This is a genomic window from Enterobacter chengduensis (genome assembly GCF_001984825.2).
Lineage (GTDB): Bacteria > Pseudomonadota > Gammaproteobacteria > Enterobacterales > Enterobacteriaceae > Enterobacter > Enterobacter chengduensis.
Window position 1 is genome coordinate 4,642,549 of the sequence record NZ_CP043318.1, and the last position, 16,473, is coordinate 4,659,021.

Sequence of the window (16,473 nt, forward strand, 5' to 3'; positions counted from 1 at the left end):
GAGTTCCCCGCTTTTTTTGTGCCCGGTGGCGCGAAGCTTACCGGGCCTACCTACCCATGGCAGGTATTAGTGACAGCCGCAGCCGCCGTTACCGCAACCGCCTTTACCGTGGTCGTGACCATGGTCGTGGCCGTGACCACCGCAGCAGCCGTCATGACCGTGATCGTGGTCATGGTCGTGACCGTGCGCACCATGAACGTGGCCATGAGCCAGCTCTTCTTCGGTCGCTTCACGGATCGCAACAACTTCTACGTTGAACTTCAGGTTCTGACCGGCCAGCATGTGGTTGCCGTCAACCACAACGTGGTCGTCTTCCACTTCGGTGATCTCAACAGGAACCGGGCCCTGGTCAGTTTCAGCCAGGAAGCGCATGCCAACCTGCAGTTCGTCAACGCCCATGAACACGTCTTTAGGAACGCGCTGAACCAGGTTGTCGTCATATTGACCGTAAGCGTCGTTCGCGCCCACAGCAACGTCAAATTTGTCGCCAACTTCATGACCTTCCAGCGCAGTTTCCAGGCCGGAAATCAGGGAGCCGTGACCATGCAGGTAGTCAAGCGGCGCACTCACCGGAGACTCATCAACCAACACACCGTCTTCTGTACGTACCTGATAGGCCAGGCTGACCACCAGGTCTTTTGCTACTTTCATGATATCTCCTGAGCGTGGGAAAATTGCTGGCGCAGATTGTAGCGGAAATCTGCACCCGTGTACCCTTTAGCTTAAAAAAACTCAGGGCATATCGCTAGTCCGGATGAAAAATGCCGATCACTTGCTCTTCTTTGCGAACGTGATCGCGAGCCTCTTTGTCGGCCTCACGCATCTGGTGACCGCACTTAACACACTCAACAACATCAATATTATTTTCCCGCCACATCGCCAGCGTATCTTGCGCCTGGCAGGACGGGCACTTTGCACCCGCGATAAAGCGTTTACGTACAGCCATCTTTCGTTACCCTTTATTCAAATTCATCCCAGCCGTCAAGCTGGCGTCGTTCCTGTTGCATCTCGCGCTGGAAGATCTCCTCCAGCTCGCGACGCGCTTCCCGCACGCGGGAGATCTGCGCCGTATCGGAATGGACCGGCATCAGCTCGCGCAGCATGCGCATATCCAGCCGACGAAAGTGCATCTGTGCGCGCTGCGCCTGATGCGGATGCATGCCCAGCGAGATCAGCGCTTTACGCCCCAGCTCCAGGGCACTGGAGAACGTCTCGCGGGAGAAGTGTTTCACACCCGCCTGCAGCAATTCGTGAGCTTCAACACGTCCCCGGGCACGCGCCAGAATATGCAGATGCGGGAAATGCTGCTGGCACAGATCCACCAGCTTCATCGTGTCTTCCGGATCGTTACAGGTAATCACGATGGACTCGGCCGCTTCAGCCCCCGCCGAGCGAAGCAGCTCAAGCTGAGTGGCATCGCCGTAATACACTTTATAGCCATATTTACGCATCAGGTTTACAGCGCTAATGTCCCTTTCCAGCACCGTAATGCGCATTTTGTTGGCCATCAGCAGGCGACCAATCACCTGCCCGAAACGGCCAAAGCCCACCACAATCACCTGCGGCTTATCGTCTTCCACCCACGGAGCTTCATCTTCATCGTCCGTCGGATTCAGGCGCCGGGAAAGCAGCTTGTCCACCAGCTTCATCAGCAGCGGCGTGGTCATCATCGACAGCGTGACCGTCACCAGCAACAGCGCCATCTGATCGTCTTTAAACAGCTTCTGGGAGGAGGCGGTAGAGAACAGCACAAACGCGAACTCGCCCCCCTGGCTTAACACGCTGGCAAACTGCATGCGTTCCGAACTGCGCAAGCCGTAAATGCGCGCCATAACGTAAAGCACCAGCATTTTCACCGCCACCAGGATGGCGACGCTCACCACCACCCACAGCAGATGGGTATAGAGCACGCCAAGGTTGAGCGCCATTCCCACCGAAATAAAGAACAGGCCTAACAGCAGCCCCTTGAAGGGATCGATGGCAATTTCCAGCTCGTGCCGATACTCACTCTCCGCCAGCAGCACCCCGGCGATAAAGGTCCCGAGCGCCATCGACAGCCCCAGCGCATCCATAAACAGTGCCGATCCCAGCACCAGCAGCAGCGTCGCGGCGGTAAACACCTCGCGTACGCCCGATGCGGCAATAAAGCGAAACACCGGACGTAACAGGAAACGTCCGCCAATCAGCATGCCCGCAAAGGCCAGCACCTTCATGGCGATTTTCGCCCAGTCGAAGTGGTCGTCGCCGGAGCCCGCCAGCAGCGGCACCAGCGCCAGCGCTGGGATCACCGCCAAATCCTGGAACAGCAGCACCGAAAAGCCCAGCTGACCGGCCTCGTTGCGGTTCATCCCCTTGTCGCGCATGAGCTGCAAGGCCATTGCCGTTGACGACATCGCCAGGCCTATCCCGCCAATTACCGCCGCCTGCCATGAAAAGTGGGTCAGCATTAACAGGCCGCCCAGGATCGCGGCGCTGAACACCACCTGGGCGGCGCCCACGCCAAAGATAGAGCGTCGGAGCTGCCACAATTTCGAGGGGTTCAGCTCCAGGCCGATGATGAACATCAGGAACACCACGCCCAGCTCGGAGAAATGGAGGATCTCATCCACGTCGCTGATGAATCCCAGTCCCCAGGGGCCAATGGCGATCCCCGCCAGCAGATACCCCAGCACCGCCCCGATGCCAATGCGGGCAGCGAGCGGTACCGCGACGACGGCCGCAAATAAAAACAGCACCCCGGCGAGGAGCAAATTCGATCCTTCCATTAACGACCTCCTGCCGGAATCGGTGACGCCAGCCATTCACCATAGGCTCTGGCGTGGCTTGCCAGCTCTTTTGGATCCTGACGTCGGGCCCAGTAGACGATAATCGGGCTCATCCAGTGCATACGGCACATCGCCGCCGTCAGTTCGAATGGCCGCAATATGTCGCTCATCGGATAACGGTTCAGCCCGTCGTGGCGGTAAGCGCTTTCGGGTTCACCGGTCGTAATCACGCTACGCCAGTACTTTCCCGCCAGCTGGTTGCCCCCCACCCCGCTGGAGAAGCCCCGGCTCAGCACGCGGTCCAGCCACTCCTTAAGCAGCGCCGGACAGCTGTAGGTATAAAGCGGATGCTGGAACACAATCACGTCATGCTGACGCAGCAGCTCCTGCTCGTGAGGAATATCAATAAAGAAATCAGGATAGTGCGCGTAGAGATCGTGCACCGTGACGTTACTGAGCTGTGTGGCCGGCTTAAGCAGCACCCGGTTCGCCACCGAGTCCTGAGATTCCGGATGGGCATACAGCAGCAGCACTTTTGCTGTCTGAGACATCATTCCCCTCCCGGTCTTGTTTCTGTTTTTGTGTATCGTCGCTGTTTTGGGCTACCATGGCGGCCCGGTGCGGAAAATGGCCCACACCTTACATTATCATAATGACAAATTAACATAGTCGGAACATACGGCGCTTCTATGATTGTTTTCTCCTCGTTACAAATTCGTCGCGGCGTGCGCGTCCTGCTGGATAACGCCACTGCTACCATCAACCCGGGCCAAAAGGTGGGTCTGGTCGGCAAAAACGGCTGTGGTAAATCCACGCTGCTGGCGTTGCTGAAAAACGAGATTAGCGCGGATGGCGGTAACTTCACCTTCCCGGGGAACTGGCAGCTCGCCTGGGTGAACCAGGAGACGCCAGCCCTGAGCGAACCGGCACTCGACTATGTTATTGACGGCGACCGGGAATACCGCAAGCTCGAGGCGGAACTTAACGCCGCTAATGAGCGCAACGACGGCCACGCCATCGCCACCGTTCACGGCAAGCTGGACGCCATTGACGCGTGGACCATTCGCTCCCGCGCCTCCAGCCTGCTGCACGGCCTGGGCTTCAGCAATGAACAGCTGGAACGCCCGGTCAGCGACTTCTCCGGCGGCTGGCGTATGCGCCTCAACCTGGCGCAGGCGCTGATCTGCCGCTCTGACCTGCTGCTGCTCGATGAACCGACTAACCACCTCGATCTCGATGCGGTTATTTGGCTGGAGAAGTGGCTCAAGAGCTATCAGGGCACTCTGATTCTGATCTCCCACGACCGGGACTTCCTCGACCCGGTGGTGGATAAAATCATTCATATCGAACAGCAAACGATGTTCGAGTACACCGGCAACTACAGCTCCTTCGAGCGCCAGCGCGCGACGCGTCTTGCCCAGCAGCAGTCCATGTACGAAAGCCAGCAGCAGCGCGTGGCGCACCTGCAGAGCTTTGTGGATCGCTTCAAGGCCAAGGCGTCAAAAGCCAAGCAGGCCCAGAGCCGCATCAAGATGCTGGAGCGCATGGAGATGATCGCCCCGGCGCACGTGGATAACCCGTTCCACTTCAGCTTCCGCGCGCCGGAAAGCCTGCCGAATCCGCTGCTAAAAATGGAGAAGGTGAGCGCGGGCTATGCCGACCGCATCATTCTCGACTCCATCAAGCTCAACCTGGTGCCGGGTTCACGTATTGGCCTGCTGGGGCGCAACGGTGCCGGTAAATCGACGCTGATCAAGCTGCTGGCGGGCGAGCTTAACCCGGTCAAGGGTGAAATCGGCCTGGCGAAGGGCATCAAGCTGGGCTACTTCGCCCAGCATCAGCTGGAATTTTTACGCGCGGATGAATCCCCGATTCAGCACCTCGCGCGCCTGGCGCCGCAGGAGATGGAGCAGAAGCTGCGCGACTATCTCGGCGGCTTCGGCTTCCAGGGCGATAAGGTCACCGAAAACACCGAGCGTTTCTCCGGCGGCGAAAAAGCCCGCCTGGTGCTGGCGCTGATCGTCTGGCAGCGCCCGAACCTGCTGCTGCTCGATGAACCGACCAACCACCTGGATCTCGACATGCGTCAGGCGCTGACCGAAGCGCTGATCGAGTTCGAAGGCGCGCTGGTGGTGGTGTCGCACGATCGTCACCTGATCCGCTCCACCACGGACGATCTCTACCTGGTGCACGACGGCAAAGTCGAACCGTTCGACGGCGATCTGGAAGACTACCAGCAGTGGCTGACGGACGTGCAGAAGCAGGAGAACCAGCCGGAGGAGTCGGCAAAAGATAACGCCAACAGCGCGCAGGCGCGTAAGGACCAGAAGCGCCGGGAAGCGGAGCTGCGCACCCAGACGCAGCCGCTGCGTAAGGAGATTGCCCGTCTCGAAAAGGAGATGGAAAAGCTCAACGCCACGCTTGCGGCCGTAGAAGAGAAGCTCGGCGACAGCGGTCTGTATGACCAGAGCCGTAAAGCGGAACTGACGGACTGCCTGCAAACCCAGGCGAAGACCAAATCGAGCCTTGAAGAGTGTGAGATGTCATGGCTCGACGCGCAGGAACAGCTGGAAGCGATGCTGCAGGCCGACTAACACGCCGGGAGAGCTATGAGTTTCGATACCACGAGCGAGATTACGTTCCGCAAGCTCAGCATCTTCATGACGTTTATGGAGAAGGGGAATATCGCGCGCACCGCCGAAACGCTGGGCCTGAGCGGCGTCAGCGTGCACCGCGCGCTGCACACCCTGGAAGAGAACGTCCGCTGCCCGCTCTTTACCCACAAGGGGCGAAACCTGATTGCCCTGCCTTCCGCCTGGACGCTGCTGGAGTATTGCCAGGAGGTGATGCAGGTAATGGAGCGCGGGCTGGAAGAGTCGCGCAAAATTGCCGGCATCGGCCAGGGGCGACTGCGCGTCGGTACGCTCTACTCGCTCACCCTGGAAACCGTCCCGCGCCTGATTATGGGCATGAAGCTGCGCCGCCCGGATCTGGAAATGGATCTGACGATGGGATCTAACGAAACGTTACTCCACATGCTGGATGACGGGTCGCTGGACGCCATATTGATCTCCATCTCCGAAAGCGATATCGACCGCAATACCCTTGAGGTACTGCCGCTGTTCCATGACGACATATTCCTTGCCGCCCCCGCCTCCGCCACGCTGAACACCAGCGGGGCCGCGGATCTGCGTGATTATAAAGACCAGAAATTTGTCGCCCTGGCGGAAGGGTTTGCTACCTACGCGGGCTTTCAGGAAGCGTTTCATATCGCCGGATTCGAGCCGGAGATCGTCACGCGCGTGAACGACATTTTCTCGATGCTGAGCCTGGTGCAGGCGGGCGTTGGCTTTACGCTGATGCCGGGCAGGATGAAGAAGGTGTATGAAAATTCGGTGCAGCTATTGAAGCTGGCGGAGCCGTACCAGATGCAGCAGCTGATTGCGATTGTCTTCGCCCGCAATCGCGAGCAGGATCCGAGCCTGCGCGCGCTCGCCGCCGAAGGGCGGATGTATGCGCGCAGCTTGCAGGATAGTGCGTGATGCCTTGCCGGGTGGCGCTGCGCTTACCCGGCCTACAAAACTACAATTCGGGAGTAGGCCGGGTAAGCGCAGCGCCACCCGGCAAAAAACTCACGCACGAAGCCGACCCGCCAGATGTACCGCCACGTCAACGCCGCTGCGCTCCAGTGAAATCGTCTCCCCTTCCCACGCCGCCTGTCGCGTCAGGCAGGTCAGCACGCCGCCGGGCGGCATTTCGATCGCCAGCCGGGCCTCACGTTCGTTCGCTGAAATCATCGCCTCCTGCCAGCGCACCGTTCGCGCCATATTCATCGCCAGATCGTCGGCTATTTTTTCCGGCTGCCACAGCACCCGTCCGGTGCTGCCGCTCAGATACGCGCAGCGCGGGCGTGAAAGCGTGACCGATTCAAACGCCGACGCCAGCCTCTGCGCCGGATCCGCCAGCAGTGCGCAGTGGGACGGTACGCTGACCGCCAGCCGCCTGGCCTTGCTCGCCCCTTTTGCCAGCGCGCGTGCCGCCACCAGTGCCATTCCGTCATCGCTTCCGGCAATCACGATCTGCGTTTCGGCATTCAGGTTGGCAATGTACGTTCCCGTGCCGTCGATGAGCGTTTCCACCTGCGGCAACGTCAGGCCCATAATCGCCGTCAGGCCATAGCCGTGCGGATACGCCTGCTCCATGAGATCGCCGCGCAACGCAACCAGCTTCAGCGCGTCGGTAAAGTCCAGCGCGCCCGCGATGACCGCCGCAGGATAAGCGCCGATTGAAAGCCCGCTCACAATGTCCGGCGTCACGCCGCGCCGTTCGAGCTCGCGCGCCCAGGCTACGCCAGAAATCAGCAGACACAGCTGAACCGCGCGGGTGTGAGCGAGTGAGGCCGCACTATCCAGCGTATCGACTTCGCTGCCCAGCAACTCGCGCGCCTCTGCCAGCGTCGTTCCCGGCAGGTTTTGCAGCATGCCTTCGTGCTGCGTGCCCTGCCCCGGAAAGGTAAACAGTATTTTCATCACTCCTCCCTGCGCCACGGATCGGCCACCAGGCGCGGTCCGCGGCTCGTTTTCAGCAGCGTTTTACCGTCGCGCAGCCACTCCGCCAGCGCGAAGCCGCCGTCGGGCGTATCCACCTGCGTATCCGCCCGGCACAAGGCGCGGCCGAGCTGCGTCTGCCATGCGGTAAATGCGTCAGGGGAAATCGGCCGCGGGGCGCGGATCAGCAGGTCGAGATCGCTGTCGGCGTGAATGACCGGAATGCCGGTCGCCAGCGCGTAGCCGGTGCTGCCGGTAATGCCCCACGTCCACGGCCACGCCTGCTGAGAAAGCTGAAGCGCCACCTGAACCGGTGGCTGGGTGACAAACGGCGAACGCAGCAGGTCCGCCGTTACGCTCAGTGATTCGGGTGACACCACGCGCAGCACGTTTTCCGGCTTCACCCATCCGGCCGCCCGCTGGTCGCGGCGCAGTCCGCGCACGCCAACGGGAATACGGCCTTCACTGTCAACATCACGCCGCACCACGACCGGCAGGCCGGTATGCCAGGCCGCCTCAACCCAGGGGTCGGTAATGCCTTCCAGCGCGTCGCGCGCGGTAAGCCAGATAAGGTCGTGCGGGCGTAATGTTGTGGTCATGATTACATTCCTGAAGTCAGCGAGATAAACAGCGGCAGCGACAGGATACACAGTACGGAGCTCAACAGCAGCACGGCTTCCGCATCCGGCGACTGCACGCCAAAGCGGTTACCGAACACCACGCCGAAGAAGCCCGCGGAGAGCGCAATCATCAGGATAGCGGTGATCGCCACGGAGCCGTGCAGACCGAAGATCAGCACAATACCCCAGGCAATCGCAGGCTGAATCAGCAGCTTGGCGATAGTTGACGTAATCACCATGGTGTTAATCTGCAGCTTACGGGCAGAGAGGATCACCCCGGTCAGGAACAGCGCTGCCGCGGTCGCGGAGAGCCCCAGCGGTTTAATCGCCGCCAGCACCAGTTCCGGCATTTTGATACCGATGGCGGACAAAATCACACCCAGCAGCGGGCCCATCACGATCGGTTTTTTAATCGAACGCCACATCAGCACCGGCAGCATGGAGAGCGTAGAGCCAGAGCTATTCCCTTCGCCACGCGCTTTTTCACGTTCAAGAATGAGCAGGCAGAACGGGGTCATCAGCACCGAACCGCAGGCGATGGAGACCGCAACCGACAGTGATGTCGATGAACCTTCACCCAGCACGCTGCCCAGAATCGGCAGGCCAAGCGCCGCATAGTTTGGCAGGGCGACGGTCAGCGTCAGCACGGCCGCATCCTGCGGGGATTTTTTAAAGACATTGGTCGCGAGGAAGTAGATGACCGCATAGGTGATCCACATCGCCAGGGTCAGCACCAGAATCAGCGGCGATTGGGCCACGATGCCGGTCCACGGCGTTTGCACGGTGGCGCTGAACAGCGCGGCGGGCAGGGCGAAATCCATCACGAAGATATTCAGCAGGGAAACGTTTTTGTTATCGACCATCTTTGCCTTACCGGCCCAGAAACCCAGCAGCATGATGACGAAAATCGGTGCAAGAGCATGAACAATTACGTAAGTCATAAATCACCTGTAGTAAAAAAAGTTTTAGCACTGGCGCGATGATTATTATTTTTCAGGATGCAGGCCCCCACGCGGGCGCGGCGAACGCGCCCACGGGGTTATGCATCTGGCAGGTCTCTTTTTACTTACCAGCTTGCCCGCATGCGTTCGCGTACGAGGGCAGAGCTGCGGCGGTTGTCAGCACCCAGACGATTGTTCAACGTGGTGTCCTGACGAGCGTCACTGATGGCCTGTTGCAGGGTGGTTTTCACCTGCGCCAGATCGTTATCGGATGGAGCATCCGGGTTGTTGATGTCCAGCAGGTTTGAAAGCAGCCCCAGGGTGGCGTAGTTGCTGATGTCATACGCCATAGGCGGAATGGTGGCCGCCAGTTTTTCCAGCGCGTCGACGGTACGCAGCGTAATACGCGCCGCAGACTCTTTGCCCATCGCGTGGATCAGCACGCCTTTGTCGTTGAAGGCAATCAGGCGGTTGGACTGGTAGCCGTGCGCCAGAAACGCGCCGGACATCGCCTTGCCGACGATAAGCCCAATCACCGGGTGACCGGCCAGGCGTGCATTCGCATACGCAGCTGCCGCACCGGCCAGCGCCTGATGAATACCAAACGCCTCTTCGCGTCGGCCATAGGCCTGGCTGGGGACGTCGATCACCGCCACAATCGGGCGCTTCACGGACTTACTGGCATCCTCGGCCACGGTTTCGCTCACCACTTTCGCCAGGGTCCAGCCTTCCAGCAGACCGACTTCCCCTTTCGCCGCGCGCGGGAAGTGGTTGTTGGCGTCCGGCACCACGGCGACAAAGCGCACCGCTTCGCCGTTCAGCTCGCCGTCTGCCGCCTGCACGGACGGGCACAGTCCTGCCACACGTTTGGCGTTTGGGGCGAGGGTTTCCAGCCAGAGTTCGCCACGGCTTTTTGAATTACTCATCATTTCACCTCCCGGGCAAAAAGCGCGTTAATCTGTTCGGCATCGGCCTGCTTGCGGGTGTCGAAATTCGTCAGACGGGTCAGGTAATCGTCGTAGTTATCGGTGCGGTGTTTCACGGGGACGCCTTTGGCAATCGCGTCGTTCATCGCCGCTTTCACCGCGTGCACGCCGTCACCCACCAGGGCATCCACCAGCCCGCTTTGATAGCGCACCTCGCCCCCGGTCATGCTCCAGATAAACGGACGGTCGCGGGAGTCGTACTCTTCAATGCCCGCCTCCTGCTCGATAACCTGCGGGCCGTTGAGGCCGAGACGCGCTTCGCGGGTGACGATCAGGTAGCTGCACAGCGCTGCCGCAATGGACATCCCGCCGAAGCAGCCCACGGTTCCGGCCACAATCCCGATGACGGGCGTGTAGCGACGCAGGTCCACAATCGCCGCGTGGATATCGGCAATCGCCGCCAGGCCGAGGTTTGCTTCCTGCAGGCGCACGCCGCCGGTTTCTAGACACAGCACTGCCTGAGTCGGAATGCCGTTGCGGTTATCCTCCGCCGCCAGCTCCAGCGCCGCCGCCATTTTGGCACCGGACACTTCGCCCATGCTGCCGCCCTGGAACGCGCCTTCAATCGCCACAACAACGGCTGGCTGACCGTTGATGGTGCCTTTTGCTACCACCATCCCGTCGTCCGCCTGCGGCACAATCCCCTGCGGCCCAAGCCACGGTGAGATAATGCCTTCGAACGGGTCCAGCAGTTCGCGGTAGCTGCCTTCGTCGAGCAGGGCCTGCGCGCGCTGCCGCGCTTTCAGTTCGATAAAGCTGCTGTCATCACGCATGGTTCACCCCCTCAAAAACCTGTTCGATACGAATGCGGGCCACGCCCGGCGTCGCGCCGAAATCATGAATGGTCAGTTTTCCCGCCGGCAGGCTGCTGACGGTTTGCAGGCGGTTGAACAGCGCCTCCCAGCGCCCCCGGCTGTTGTCGACGGAGGTGGTGATATCAATGGTTAACGTCTGGCCCGGTTCGGCGGTGAAGAGCACCTCCATATCCCCGGAGCCGACGACGCCTGCCAGCGACCTGCCGCTTAACGCGCGGCTGGCTGGCACGGTCAATGTGATTTTTTCCATAACATCCTCTTAATGCTTTGAATAAGGCGTTTCGATGCGATCCAGAAACAGCGTGGCGGCAAGCAGGTCGGCTGCGCCGCCCGGCGAAGCGTTAAGCGCCAGCATCTGACGGTCTAAGCTCGCCAGCGCCTGCTGGCCCGCAGCCGTTGCAGAGCCTCCGGCATTCAGCACCGCACGAGCACCGTCCTGCATGGCGTCCAGCCCCTCCATTCCCGCGCGCGACAGCACGCAGGTGTCGGTGAGCGAGGTCATGATCGCCATCAGCGCGTCGAGCCTGGCGTGCGCTTCGCTGCTGCCGCTGAGGCGGCTCAGGCGAAGCTGCGGCAGCGCGCGCTGCATAACGTGCGGAAACGCCCGCTGAGCCTCTTCGCGCGCGCCCGGCACGCGGTAGCGGTGCGTGGCGCGCAGGCCTTTGCTGAACACCTTCGGCGCCGCGTCGTCCGGCAGTCTCGCCAGCTGCGCGGCGGTGCGGGCGACGTCGTGCGCCCCGGCATTCCCGCCCAGCATCGCCACCGCGCTAACCAGCAGCCCCAGCGCCCAAATCGCGCCGCGATGGGTGTTTACGCCCCCGGTTGCAGCCATCATCTGCTGCTCGCCTTCACGGCCAAGACGGCCAACGGTTTGCCGAAGCGCAATATCTGCCGGACGCTGCCAGCTTTGCTGCGCCAGCGCCTGGAACGTCGGGGTCAGGCTGTGCGCGGAGCGCTTCATTAGCGCAAGGGATAAATCGTGGTGCGCGCCGTTCCCCCGACTGTCCACCAGACCGGGTTTCGGGCTTAAACGTGCTTCGTCAATCAGACACTGCGTGGCGGTTCGCGCCAGCCATTCGGCACCGCCTTCAACCTGAATCTGGGGCAGAAGTTTCATTACCAGCTCCGGAATTTCGCAGGCGGGTTGTACAGGCCGCCGGACCATTCAACGAGGTCCGAAACGCTGCCTGCCGCCAGCAGAGAGCGGGTGGCGTCGGTGCGGCTAATGCCCATATCTTCCGGATACACAACCTTGCCGCTCTGGCGCAGTTCCGCCACGCGTTTAGCGTCCACGCCCAGGCCGATATCGGTGATCCCCGCCACGGCGGCAACCATGGCGCGACGCTCCTCAAGATCTTTGGCGCGATAGAGGTAGGCAATCCCCTCTTCCGTCAGCACGTGCGTCACGTCATCGCCGTAGATCATCACGGGCGCCAGCGGCATGCCGGAGGCTTTCGCCACGTCAACGGCATCGAGTTTTTCCACGAAGGTCGGCTTCACGCCCGCCTGGAAGGTTTCGACCATCTGCACGACGAGTTTTTTACCGCGCTGCATCGGGTCAGGTTCGGTGATCATGTTCAGCCAGGCCGGTGTGGCGTGGCGACGACCGTGCGGGTCGTGCCCCATGTTTGGCGCACCGCCGAAGCCGGAGAGACGGCCGCGGGTCACCGTTGAGGAGTTGGCGTAACCATCAACCTGCAGGGTTGAGCCAATAAACATATCGACCGCGTACTGACCGGCCAGCTGGCAGAACGCGCGGTTGGAGCGCATCGAGCCGTCGGCACCGGTAAAGAACACGTCAGGACGGGCGCGGATGTACTCTTCCATCCCCAGCTCGCCGCCGAAGCAGTGCACGCTATCGACCCACCCGCTTTCGATGGCGGGGATCAGCGTCGGATGCGGGTTCAGCGTCCAGTGCTTACAGATTTTGCCCTTGAGGCCAAGCTGTTCGCCGTAGGTCGGCAGCAGCAGCTCAATCGCCGCGGTATTAAAGCCGATCCCGTGGTTCAGGGACTGCACCTGATGTTCCGCGTAGATGCCTTTGATCGCCATCATCGCCATCAGGATGTGCTCCTGTTTAATCAGGCGCGGGTCGCGGGTAAACAGCGGTTCGATAAAGAACGGCCTGTCGGCAACGACAACATAGTCAATCCAGGAGCCCGGAATATCCACGCGCGGCAGATCGCACTCGTCGTCTACCAGCTCGTTCACCTGCGCGATGACGATGCCGTCGTGGAAGGCGGCGGCTTCCACCAGCGCCGGGGTATCTTCGGTGCTCGCCCCGGTGTAGAGGTTGCCCTTGCGGTCTGCCTTAAAGCCGGCAATCAGCGCCACGTTGGGCGAGAGGTCGACGTAGAGGCGTGAGTAAAGTTCGATGTAGGTGTGAATGGCGCCGATTTCGAGCTGACCATCTTCCAGCAGCTGGGAGATTCGCAGGCTCTGGGTGCCGGAGAAGGAGAAGTCCAGCTTGCGGGCGATGCCTTTCTCGAAGATATCCAGATGCTCGCTGCGCCCGACGCTTGGCATGATCATATGCAGGTCGTGGACAACTTGCGGGTTCACTTCGGCCAGCGAACGGGAAAGGAAATCCGCCTGCTTCTGGTTGTTACCTTCCAGAACGACCTTGTCGCCAGGCGCGATCAGTTTTTCCAGCATGGCGACGAGATCGCCGGTTGGCAGTACCTTGCCCTGCACCGGTACGGACGCCAGGCGACGCGCTTTTTCGCTGCGTCGCGTGTTCCATTGCCGGGTGGGTGTTTGCCCAGATAACATTATTAACCTCCTGATTCAGCTAATCATTTTGATTTGCTTAACGTTGAGTAAAGTGTGCGCTCTGGTGAGAAAGGCATCAATTAAGCGTAGAGCGGAATCATTAGCCTGAGAGTAATAATCAAGGTAAAGATTTGTGATCGGGATCAGTTCATGTTTCGGAAAACCAGGCTAAACGGGGTACAATTCGGAAAGTATCGTTAATATCTGACAAGAATCAGCATCGCCCTTATGACCCAAATCATTCCATCAGGCTTCGACATTGCAGCCGAAGACAGCACCGAGTTCGTGCCCATGCGCGGCGTGGCCAACTGCCATTTGCAGACCATGCTGCCGCGGCTGATCCGCCGCAAGGTTCAGTTCACGCCGCACTGGCAGCGGCTTGACCTGCCGGACGGTGATTTTCTGGATCTCGCCTGGAGCGAATCACCGGAGCAGGCGCGCCACAAGCCGCGGCTGGTGGTCTTTCACGGTCTGGAAGGCAGCCTGCACAGCCCGTATGCGCACGGCTTAGTTGAAGCGGCAAAAGCGCGCGGCTGGCTCGGCGTGGTGATGCATTTTCGCGGCTGCAGCGGCGAGCCAAATCGTCAGAAGCGTATCTATCACTCGGGTGAAACCGAAGACGGAACCTGGTTTTTGCACTGGCTGCGGGAAAATTACGGCACGGTGCCAACGGCGGCCGTGGGCTATTCGCTGGGCGGCAATATGCTGGCCTGTCTGCTGGCCAAAGAGGGCGAAAGCGTCCCGCTGGATGCCGCCGTTATTGTCTCCGCGCCGTTTATGCTGGAGCAGTGCAGCTACCATATGGAAAAAGGGTTTTCCCGCGTCTATCAGCGCTACCTGCTCAACCTGCTGAAGGCCAACGCGGCGCGTAAGCTGAAGGCCTACCCGGATACCCTGCCGGTCAGCCTGCGCCAGCTGAAAAAGGTGCGCCGCATTCGCGAGTTCGACGATCTGATCACCGCGAAAATCCACGGCTTCGCCGATGCGATTGATTATTATCGCCAGTGCAGCGCCATGCCGCTGCTCAGCAAGATCGCCCAGCCGACGCTGATCATTCACGCCAAAGACGACCCGTTTATGGATCATCACTCGATCCCCGCTCAGGAATTCCTGCCCGACAACGTTCAGTATCAGCTGACCGAGCACGGCGGCCACGTCGGGTTTATCGGCGGGACGCTGCGCCGCCCGAAAATGTGGCTTGAGACGCGTATTCCTGACTGGCTAACTCCTTATCTGGATGGTGCAAAATGATTATTCCCTGGCAGGATCTGGCTCCCGAAACGCTCGATAATCTGATTGAAAGCTTTGTATTACGCGAAGGCACCGATTATGGTGAACAGGAACGCTCGCTTGAGCAAAAGGTCAACGATGTTAAGCGCCAGCTGAAAAGCGGCGACGTGGTGCTGGTGTGGTCAGAACTGCATGAGACGGTGAATATCATGCCCCGCAACGCGTTTCACGGCTGATCTTCCACTTTTTCAGTCAGGGAGTTGCTATGTCTGCCAGACATCCGGTTATTGCCGTTACGGGGTCGAGCGGTGCGGGAACCACCACCACCAGCCTCGCCTTTCGCAAGATTTTCGCCCAGCTGAATCTCCGTGCGGCGGAGGTCGAAGGCGACAGCTTTCACCGCTACACGCGTCCGGAGATGGACATGGCCATCCGGAAGGCGCGCGATCTGGGTAAACACATCAGCTACTTCGGCCCGGAAGCCAATGACTTCGGCCTGCTGGAACAAACCTTCATCGAGTACGGTCAGAGCGGCAAAGGGCAGTCACGCAAGTATCTGCATACCTATGATGAAGCCGTTCCCTGGAATCAGGTACCGGGCACCTTTACTCCCTGGCAGCCGCTGCCGGAACCCACCGACGTGCTGTTTTATGAAGGGTTGCACGGCGGCGTGGTCACCCCTCAGCACGACGTGGCGCGCCACGTGGACCTGCTGGTTGGCGTGGTGCCTATCGTGAACCTGGAGTGGATCCAGAAGCTGACGCGCGACATGAGCGAGCGCGGCCATTCGCGAGAGGCGGTGATGGACTCGGTGGTGCGCTCCATGGAAGATTACATCAACTACCTTACGCCGCAGTTCTCCCGCACCCACATCAACTTCCAGCGCGTGCCGACGGTGGACACCTCCAACCCGTTTGCCGCCAAAAGCATCCCCTCGCTGGACGAGAGCTTTGTGGTGATCCACTTCCGCAATCTCGAAGGCATTGATTACCCCTGGCTGCTGGCGATGCTGCAGGGCTCATTTATTTCTCACATGAATACGTTGGTGGTGCCGGGCGGAAAAATGGGGCTGGCGATGGAGCTCATCATGACGCCGCTGGTGGAGCGGTTGATGGAAGGGAAGCAGATCGCGTGAGCATGTTCCCTCTCCCTGTGGGAGAGGGTTAGGGTGAGGGCATCAACACGCACGATGCCCCAATAATTAAGCCTCGATCACCTCATACGAATGGGTGATGTTTACCGCTTTCTCCAGCATTAACGCCACAGAGCAGTACTTCTCCGCAGACAGGTCAACCGCACGGGAAACCGCCGCGTCCTTCAGTGCTTTACCGGTCACCACAAAGTGCAGGTTAATGTGGGTGAACAGGCGTGGCGCCTCTTCGCGACGTTCTGACGTGAGTTTGACCTCACAATCCGTTACGTCATGACGGCCTTTTTGCAGAATCGACACCACGTCAATCGCGCTGCATCCCCCTGCCGCCATCAGCACCATTTCCATCGGGCTTGGCGCTTTATCGCCGGAGTTACCGTCCATCAAAATCTGGTGCCCCGACGCGGACTCGCCCAGGAACGTTAAACCTTCAACCCATTTCACGCGCGCTTGCATATTCTTAAACTCCAACGTTGCATTTTTGGTGACAGATTACGCGTGCGTTACATTTCTCGCAATGGAAGGCGACCTGCATCATGCTGAAGCGAGACACCAGGAGACACGCGGCGAAAGCTATGCTAAAACACTCTGGATGCTACAGTAATACATTGACGTTACACATGTATGCAGAGGACATCAAACTTTAC

Annotated in this window: 18 protein-coding genes; 5 read left to right on the plus strand and 13 right to left on the minus strand. The window is 60.0% G+C overall.

Going from position 1 to position 16,473, the window contains the following annotated elements; translation table 11 throughout:
• Positions 1–66: 66 nt before the first annotated feature.
• The 4 genes from slyD to kefG all read right to left on the minus strand — a co-directional run bounded on the left by slyD (position 67) and on the right by kefG (position 3,319).
• The gene (slyD, locus tag FY206_RS22565; RefSeq protein ID WP_023331458.1) at positions 67–651 is read right to left on the minus strand and encodes a peptidylprolyl isomerase; all 585 of its coding nucleotides are present in this window, start codon (positions 649–651) and stop codon (positions 67–69) included.
• A gap of 94 nt (positions 652–745) precedes the next feature.
• Positions 746–946 (minus strand): YheV family putative zinc ribbon protein, encoded by a 201-nt coding sequence (locus FY206_RS22570; protein ID WP_013099038.1) that lies wholly within the window; start codon positions 944–946, stop codon positions 746–748.
• Positions 947–959: 13 nt separating this feature from the next.
• Complete coding sequence (gene kefB, locus FY206_RS22575) at positions 960–2,765, minus strand: glutathione-regulated potassium-efflux system protein KefB (RefSeq protein ID WP_032644538.1); 1,806 nt, start codon at positions 2,763–2,765, stop codon at positions 960–962.
• A complete protein-coding gene (kefG, locus tag FY206_RS22580; RefSeq protein WP_045330513.1) occupies positions 2,765–3,319 on the minus strand; it encodes a glutathione-regulated potassium-efflux system ancillary protein KefG in 555 nt (184 codons plus the stop codon). The genes kefB and kefG overlap by 1 nt, the downstream gene beginning before the upstream one ends.
• 135 nt (positions 3,320–3,454) lie before the next feature.
• Between kefG and FY206_RS22585 the strand changes: the two genes are divergently transcribed.
• Together FY206_RS22585 and FY206_RS22590 are read left to right on the plus strand one after the other, a co-directional pair.
• A complete protein-coding gene (locus FY206_RS22585; protein ID WP_032644540.1) occupies positions 3,455–5,359 on the plus strand; it encodes an ABC transporter ATP-binding protein in 1,905 nt (634 codons plus the stop codon).
• A gap of 15 nt (positions 5,360–5,374) precedes the next feature.
• The gene (locus FY206_RS22590; RefSeq protein WP_077064408.1) at positions 5,375–6,307 is read left to right on the plus strand and encodes a LysR substrate-binding domain-containing protein; all 933 of its coding nucleotides are present in this window, start codon (positions 5,375–5,377) and stop codon (positions 6,305–6,307) included.
• A 90-nt stretch (positions 6,308–6,397) separates the two neighbouring features.
• On the opposite strand, the gene mdcH is transcribed toward FY206_RS22590, so the two are convergent.
• The 8 genes from mdcH to mdcA form a co-directional block, all read right to left on the minus strand.
• The gene (mdcH, locus tag FY206_RS22595; RefSeq protein WP_032644542.1) at positions 6,398–7,294 is read right to left on the minus strand and encodes a malonate decarboxylase subunit epsilon; all 897 of its coding nucleotides are present in this window, start codon (positions 7,292–7,294) and stop codon (positions 6,398–6,400) included.
• Positions 7,294–7,911: a malonate decarboxylase holo-ACP synthase gene (locus tag FY206_RS22600; protein WP_032644543.1), complete on the minus strand. Its 618-nt coding sequence runs from the start codon at positions 7,909–7,911 to the stop codon at positions 7,294–7,296. The genes mdcH and FY206_RS22600 overlap by 1 nt, the downstream gene beginning before the upstream one ends.
• 2 nt (positions 7,912–7,913) lie before the next feature.
• On the minus strand, positions 7,914–8,873 hold the full coding sequence (locus FY206_RS22605; protein WP_032644544.1) for an AEC family transporter: 960 nt from the start codon (positions 8,871–8,873) through the stop codon (positions 7,914–7,916).
• 125 nt (positions 8,874–8,998) lie between these two features.
• On the minus strand, positions 8,999–9,799 hold the full coding sequence (gene mdcE, locus FY206_RS22610; RefSeq protein ID WP_032644648.1) for a biotin-independent malonate decarboxylase subunit gamma: 801 nt from the start codon (positions 9,797–9,799) through the stop codon (positions 8,999–9,001).
• On the minus strand, positions 9,799–10,632 hold the full coding sequence (locus tag FY206_RS22615; RefSeq protein WP_032644545.1) for a biotin-independent malonate decarboxylase subunit beta: 834 nt from the start codon (positions 10,630–10,632) through the stop codon (positions 9,799–9,801). Before FY206_RS22615 ends, mdcE begins: the two co-directional genes overlap by 1 nt.
• Complete coding sequence (gene mdcC / locus FY206_RS22620; protein WP_032644546.1) at positions 10,625–10,924, minus strand: malonate decarboxylase acyl carrier protein; 300 nt, start codon at positions 10,922–10,924, stop codon at positions 10,625–10,627. Before mdcC ends, FY206_RS22615 begins: the two co-directional genes overlap by 8 nt.
• 9 nt (positions 10,925–10,933) lie before the next feature.
• A complete protein-coding gene (locus FY206_RS22625) occupies positions 10,934–11,791 on the minus strand; it encodes a triphosphoribosyl-dephospho-CoA synthase (protein ID WP_077064410.1) in 858 nt (285 codons plus the stop codon).
• On the minus strand, positions 11,791–13,446 hold the full coding sequence (mdcA, locus tag FY206_RS22630) for a malonate decarboxylase subunit alpha (protein ID WP_077064411.1): 1,656 nt from the start codon (positions 13,444–13,446) through the stop codon (positions 11,791–11,793). The genes FY206_RS22625 and mdcA overlap by 1 nt, the downstream gene beginning before the upstream one ends.
• A gap of 228 nt (positions 13,447–13,674) precedes the next feature.
• Between mdcA and FY206_RS22635 the strand changes: the two genes are divergently transcribed.
• The 3 genes from FY206_RS22635 to FY206_RS22645 are packed head-to-tail and all read left to right on the plus strand — an operon-like array spanning position 13,675 to position 15,811.
• On the plus strand, positions 13,675–14,697 hold the full coding sequence (locus FY206_RS22635; RefSeq protein WP_032644549.1) for a hydrolase: 1,023 nt from the start codon (positions 13,675–13,677) through the stop codon (positions 14,695–14,697).
• Positions 14,694–14,912 carry a YheU family protein gene (locus FY206_RS22640; protein WP_008503016.1) on the plus strand — a complete coding sequence of 73 codons (219 nt, stop codon included), beginning with the start codon at positions 14,694–14,696 and terminating at the stop codon, positions 14,910–14,912. Before FY206_RS22635 ends, FY206_RS22640 begins: the two co-directional genes overlap by 4 nt.
• Positions 14,913–14,941: 29 nt before the next feature.
• Complete coding sequence (locus FY206_RS22645) at positions 14,942–15,811, plus strand: phosphoribulokinase (protein ID WP_032644550.1); 870 nt, start codon at positions 14,942–14,944, stop codon at positions 15,809–15,811.
• A 66-nt stretch (positions 15,812–15,877) separates the two neighbouring features.
• Here the strand turns inward: FY206_RS22645 and FY206_RS22650 are convergent, their stop codons facing one another.
• Complete coding sequence (locus FY206_RS22650; protein WP_032644551.1) at positions 15,878–16,282, minus strand: OsmC family protein; 405 nt, start codon at positions 16,280–16,282, stop codon at positions 15,878–15,880.
• Positions 16,283–16,473: the final 191 nt, after the last annotated feature.

Coding starts and splice junctions, on each gene's coding strand:
- slyD (WP_023331458.1), bottom strand. CDS start 651: ATGAAAGTAGCAAAAGACCTGGTGGTCAGCCTGGCCTATCAGGTACGT.
- FY206_RS22570 (WP_013099038.1), bottom strand. CDS start 946: ATGGCTGTACGTAAACGCTTTATCGCGGGTGCAAAGTGCCCGTCCTGC.
- kefB (WP_032644538.1), bottom strand. CDS start 2,765: ATGGAAGGATCGAATTTGCTCCTCGCCGGGGTGCTGTTTTTATTTGCG.
- kefG (WP_045330513.1), bottom strand. CDS start 3,319: ATGATGTCTCAGACAGCAAAAGTGCTGCTGCTGTATGCCCATCCGGAA.
- FY206_RS22585 (WP_032644540.1), top strand. CDS start 3,455: ATGATTGTTTTCTCCTCGTTACAAATTCGTCGCGGCGTGCGCGTCCTG.
- FY206_RS22590 (WP_077064408.1), top strand. CDS start 5,375: ATGAGTTTCGATACCACGAGCGAGATTACGTTCCGCAAGCTCAGCATC.
- mdcH (WP_032644542.1), bottom strand. CDS start 7,294: ATGAAAATACTGTTTACCTTTCCGGGGCAGGGCACGCAGCACGAAGGC.
- FY206_RS22600 (WP_032644543.1), bottom strand. CDS start 7,911: ATGACCACAACATTACGCCCGCACGACCTTATCTGGCTTACCGCGCGC.
- FY206_RS22605 (WP_032644544.1), bottom strand. CDS start 8,873: ATGACTTACGTAATTGTTCATGCTCTTGCACCGATTTTCGTCATCATG.
- mdcE (WP_032644648.1), bottom strand. CDS start 9,799: ATGAGTAATTCAAAAAGCCGTGGCGAACTCTGGCTGGAAACCCTCGCC.
- FY206_RS22615 (WP_032644545.1), bottom strand. CDS start 10,632: ATGCGTGATGACAGCAGCTTTATCGAACTGAAAGCGCGGCAGCGCGCG.
- mdcC (WP_032644546.1), bottom strand. CDS start 10,924: ATGGAAAAAATCACATTGACCGTGCCAGCCAGCCGCGCGTTAAGCGGC.
- FY206_RS22625 (WP_077064410.1), bottom strand. CDS start 11,791: ATGAAACTTCTGCCCCAGATTCAGGTTGAAGGCGGTGCCGAATGGCTG.
- mdcA (WP_077064411.1), bottom strand. CDS start 13,446: ATGTTATCTGGGCAAACACCCACCCGGCAATGGAACACGCGACGCAGC.
- FY206_RS22635 (WP_032644549.1), top strand. CDS start 13,675: ATGACCCAAATCATTCCATCAGGCTTCGACATTGCAGCCGAAGACAGC.
- FY206_RS22640 (WP_008503016.1), top strand. CDS start 14,694: ATGATTATTCCCTGGCAGGATCTGGCTCCCGAAACGCTCGATAATCTG.
- FY206_RS22645 (WP_032644550.1), top strand. CDS start 14,942: ATGTCTGCCAGACATCCGGTTATTGCCGTTACGGGGTCGAGCGGTGCG.
- FY206_RS22650 (WP_032644551.1), bottom strand. CDS start 16,282: ATGCAAGCGCGCGTGAAATGGGTTGAAGGTTTAACGTTCCTGGGCGAG.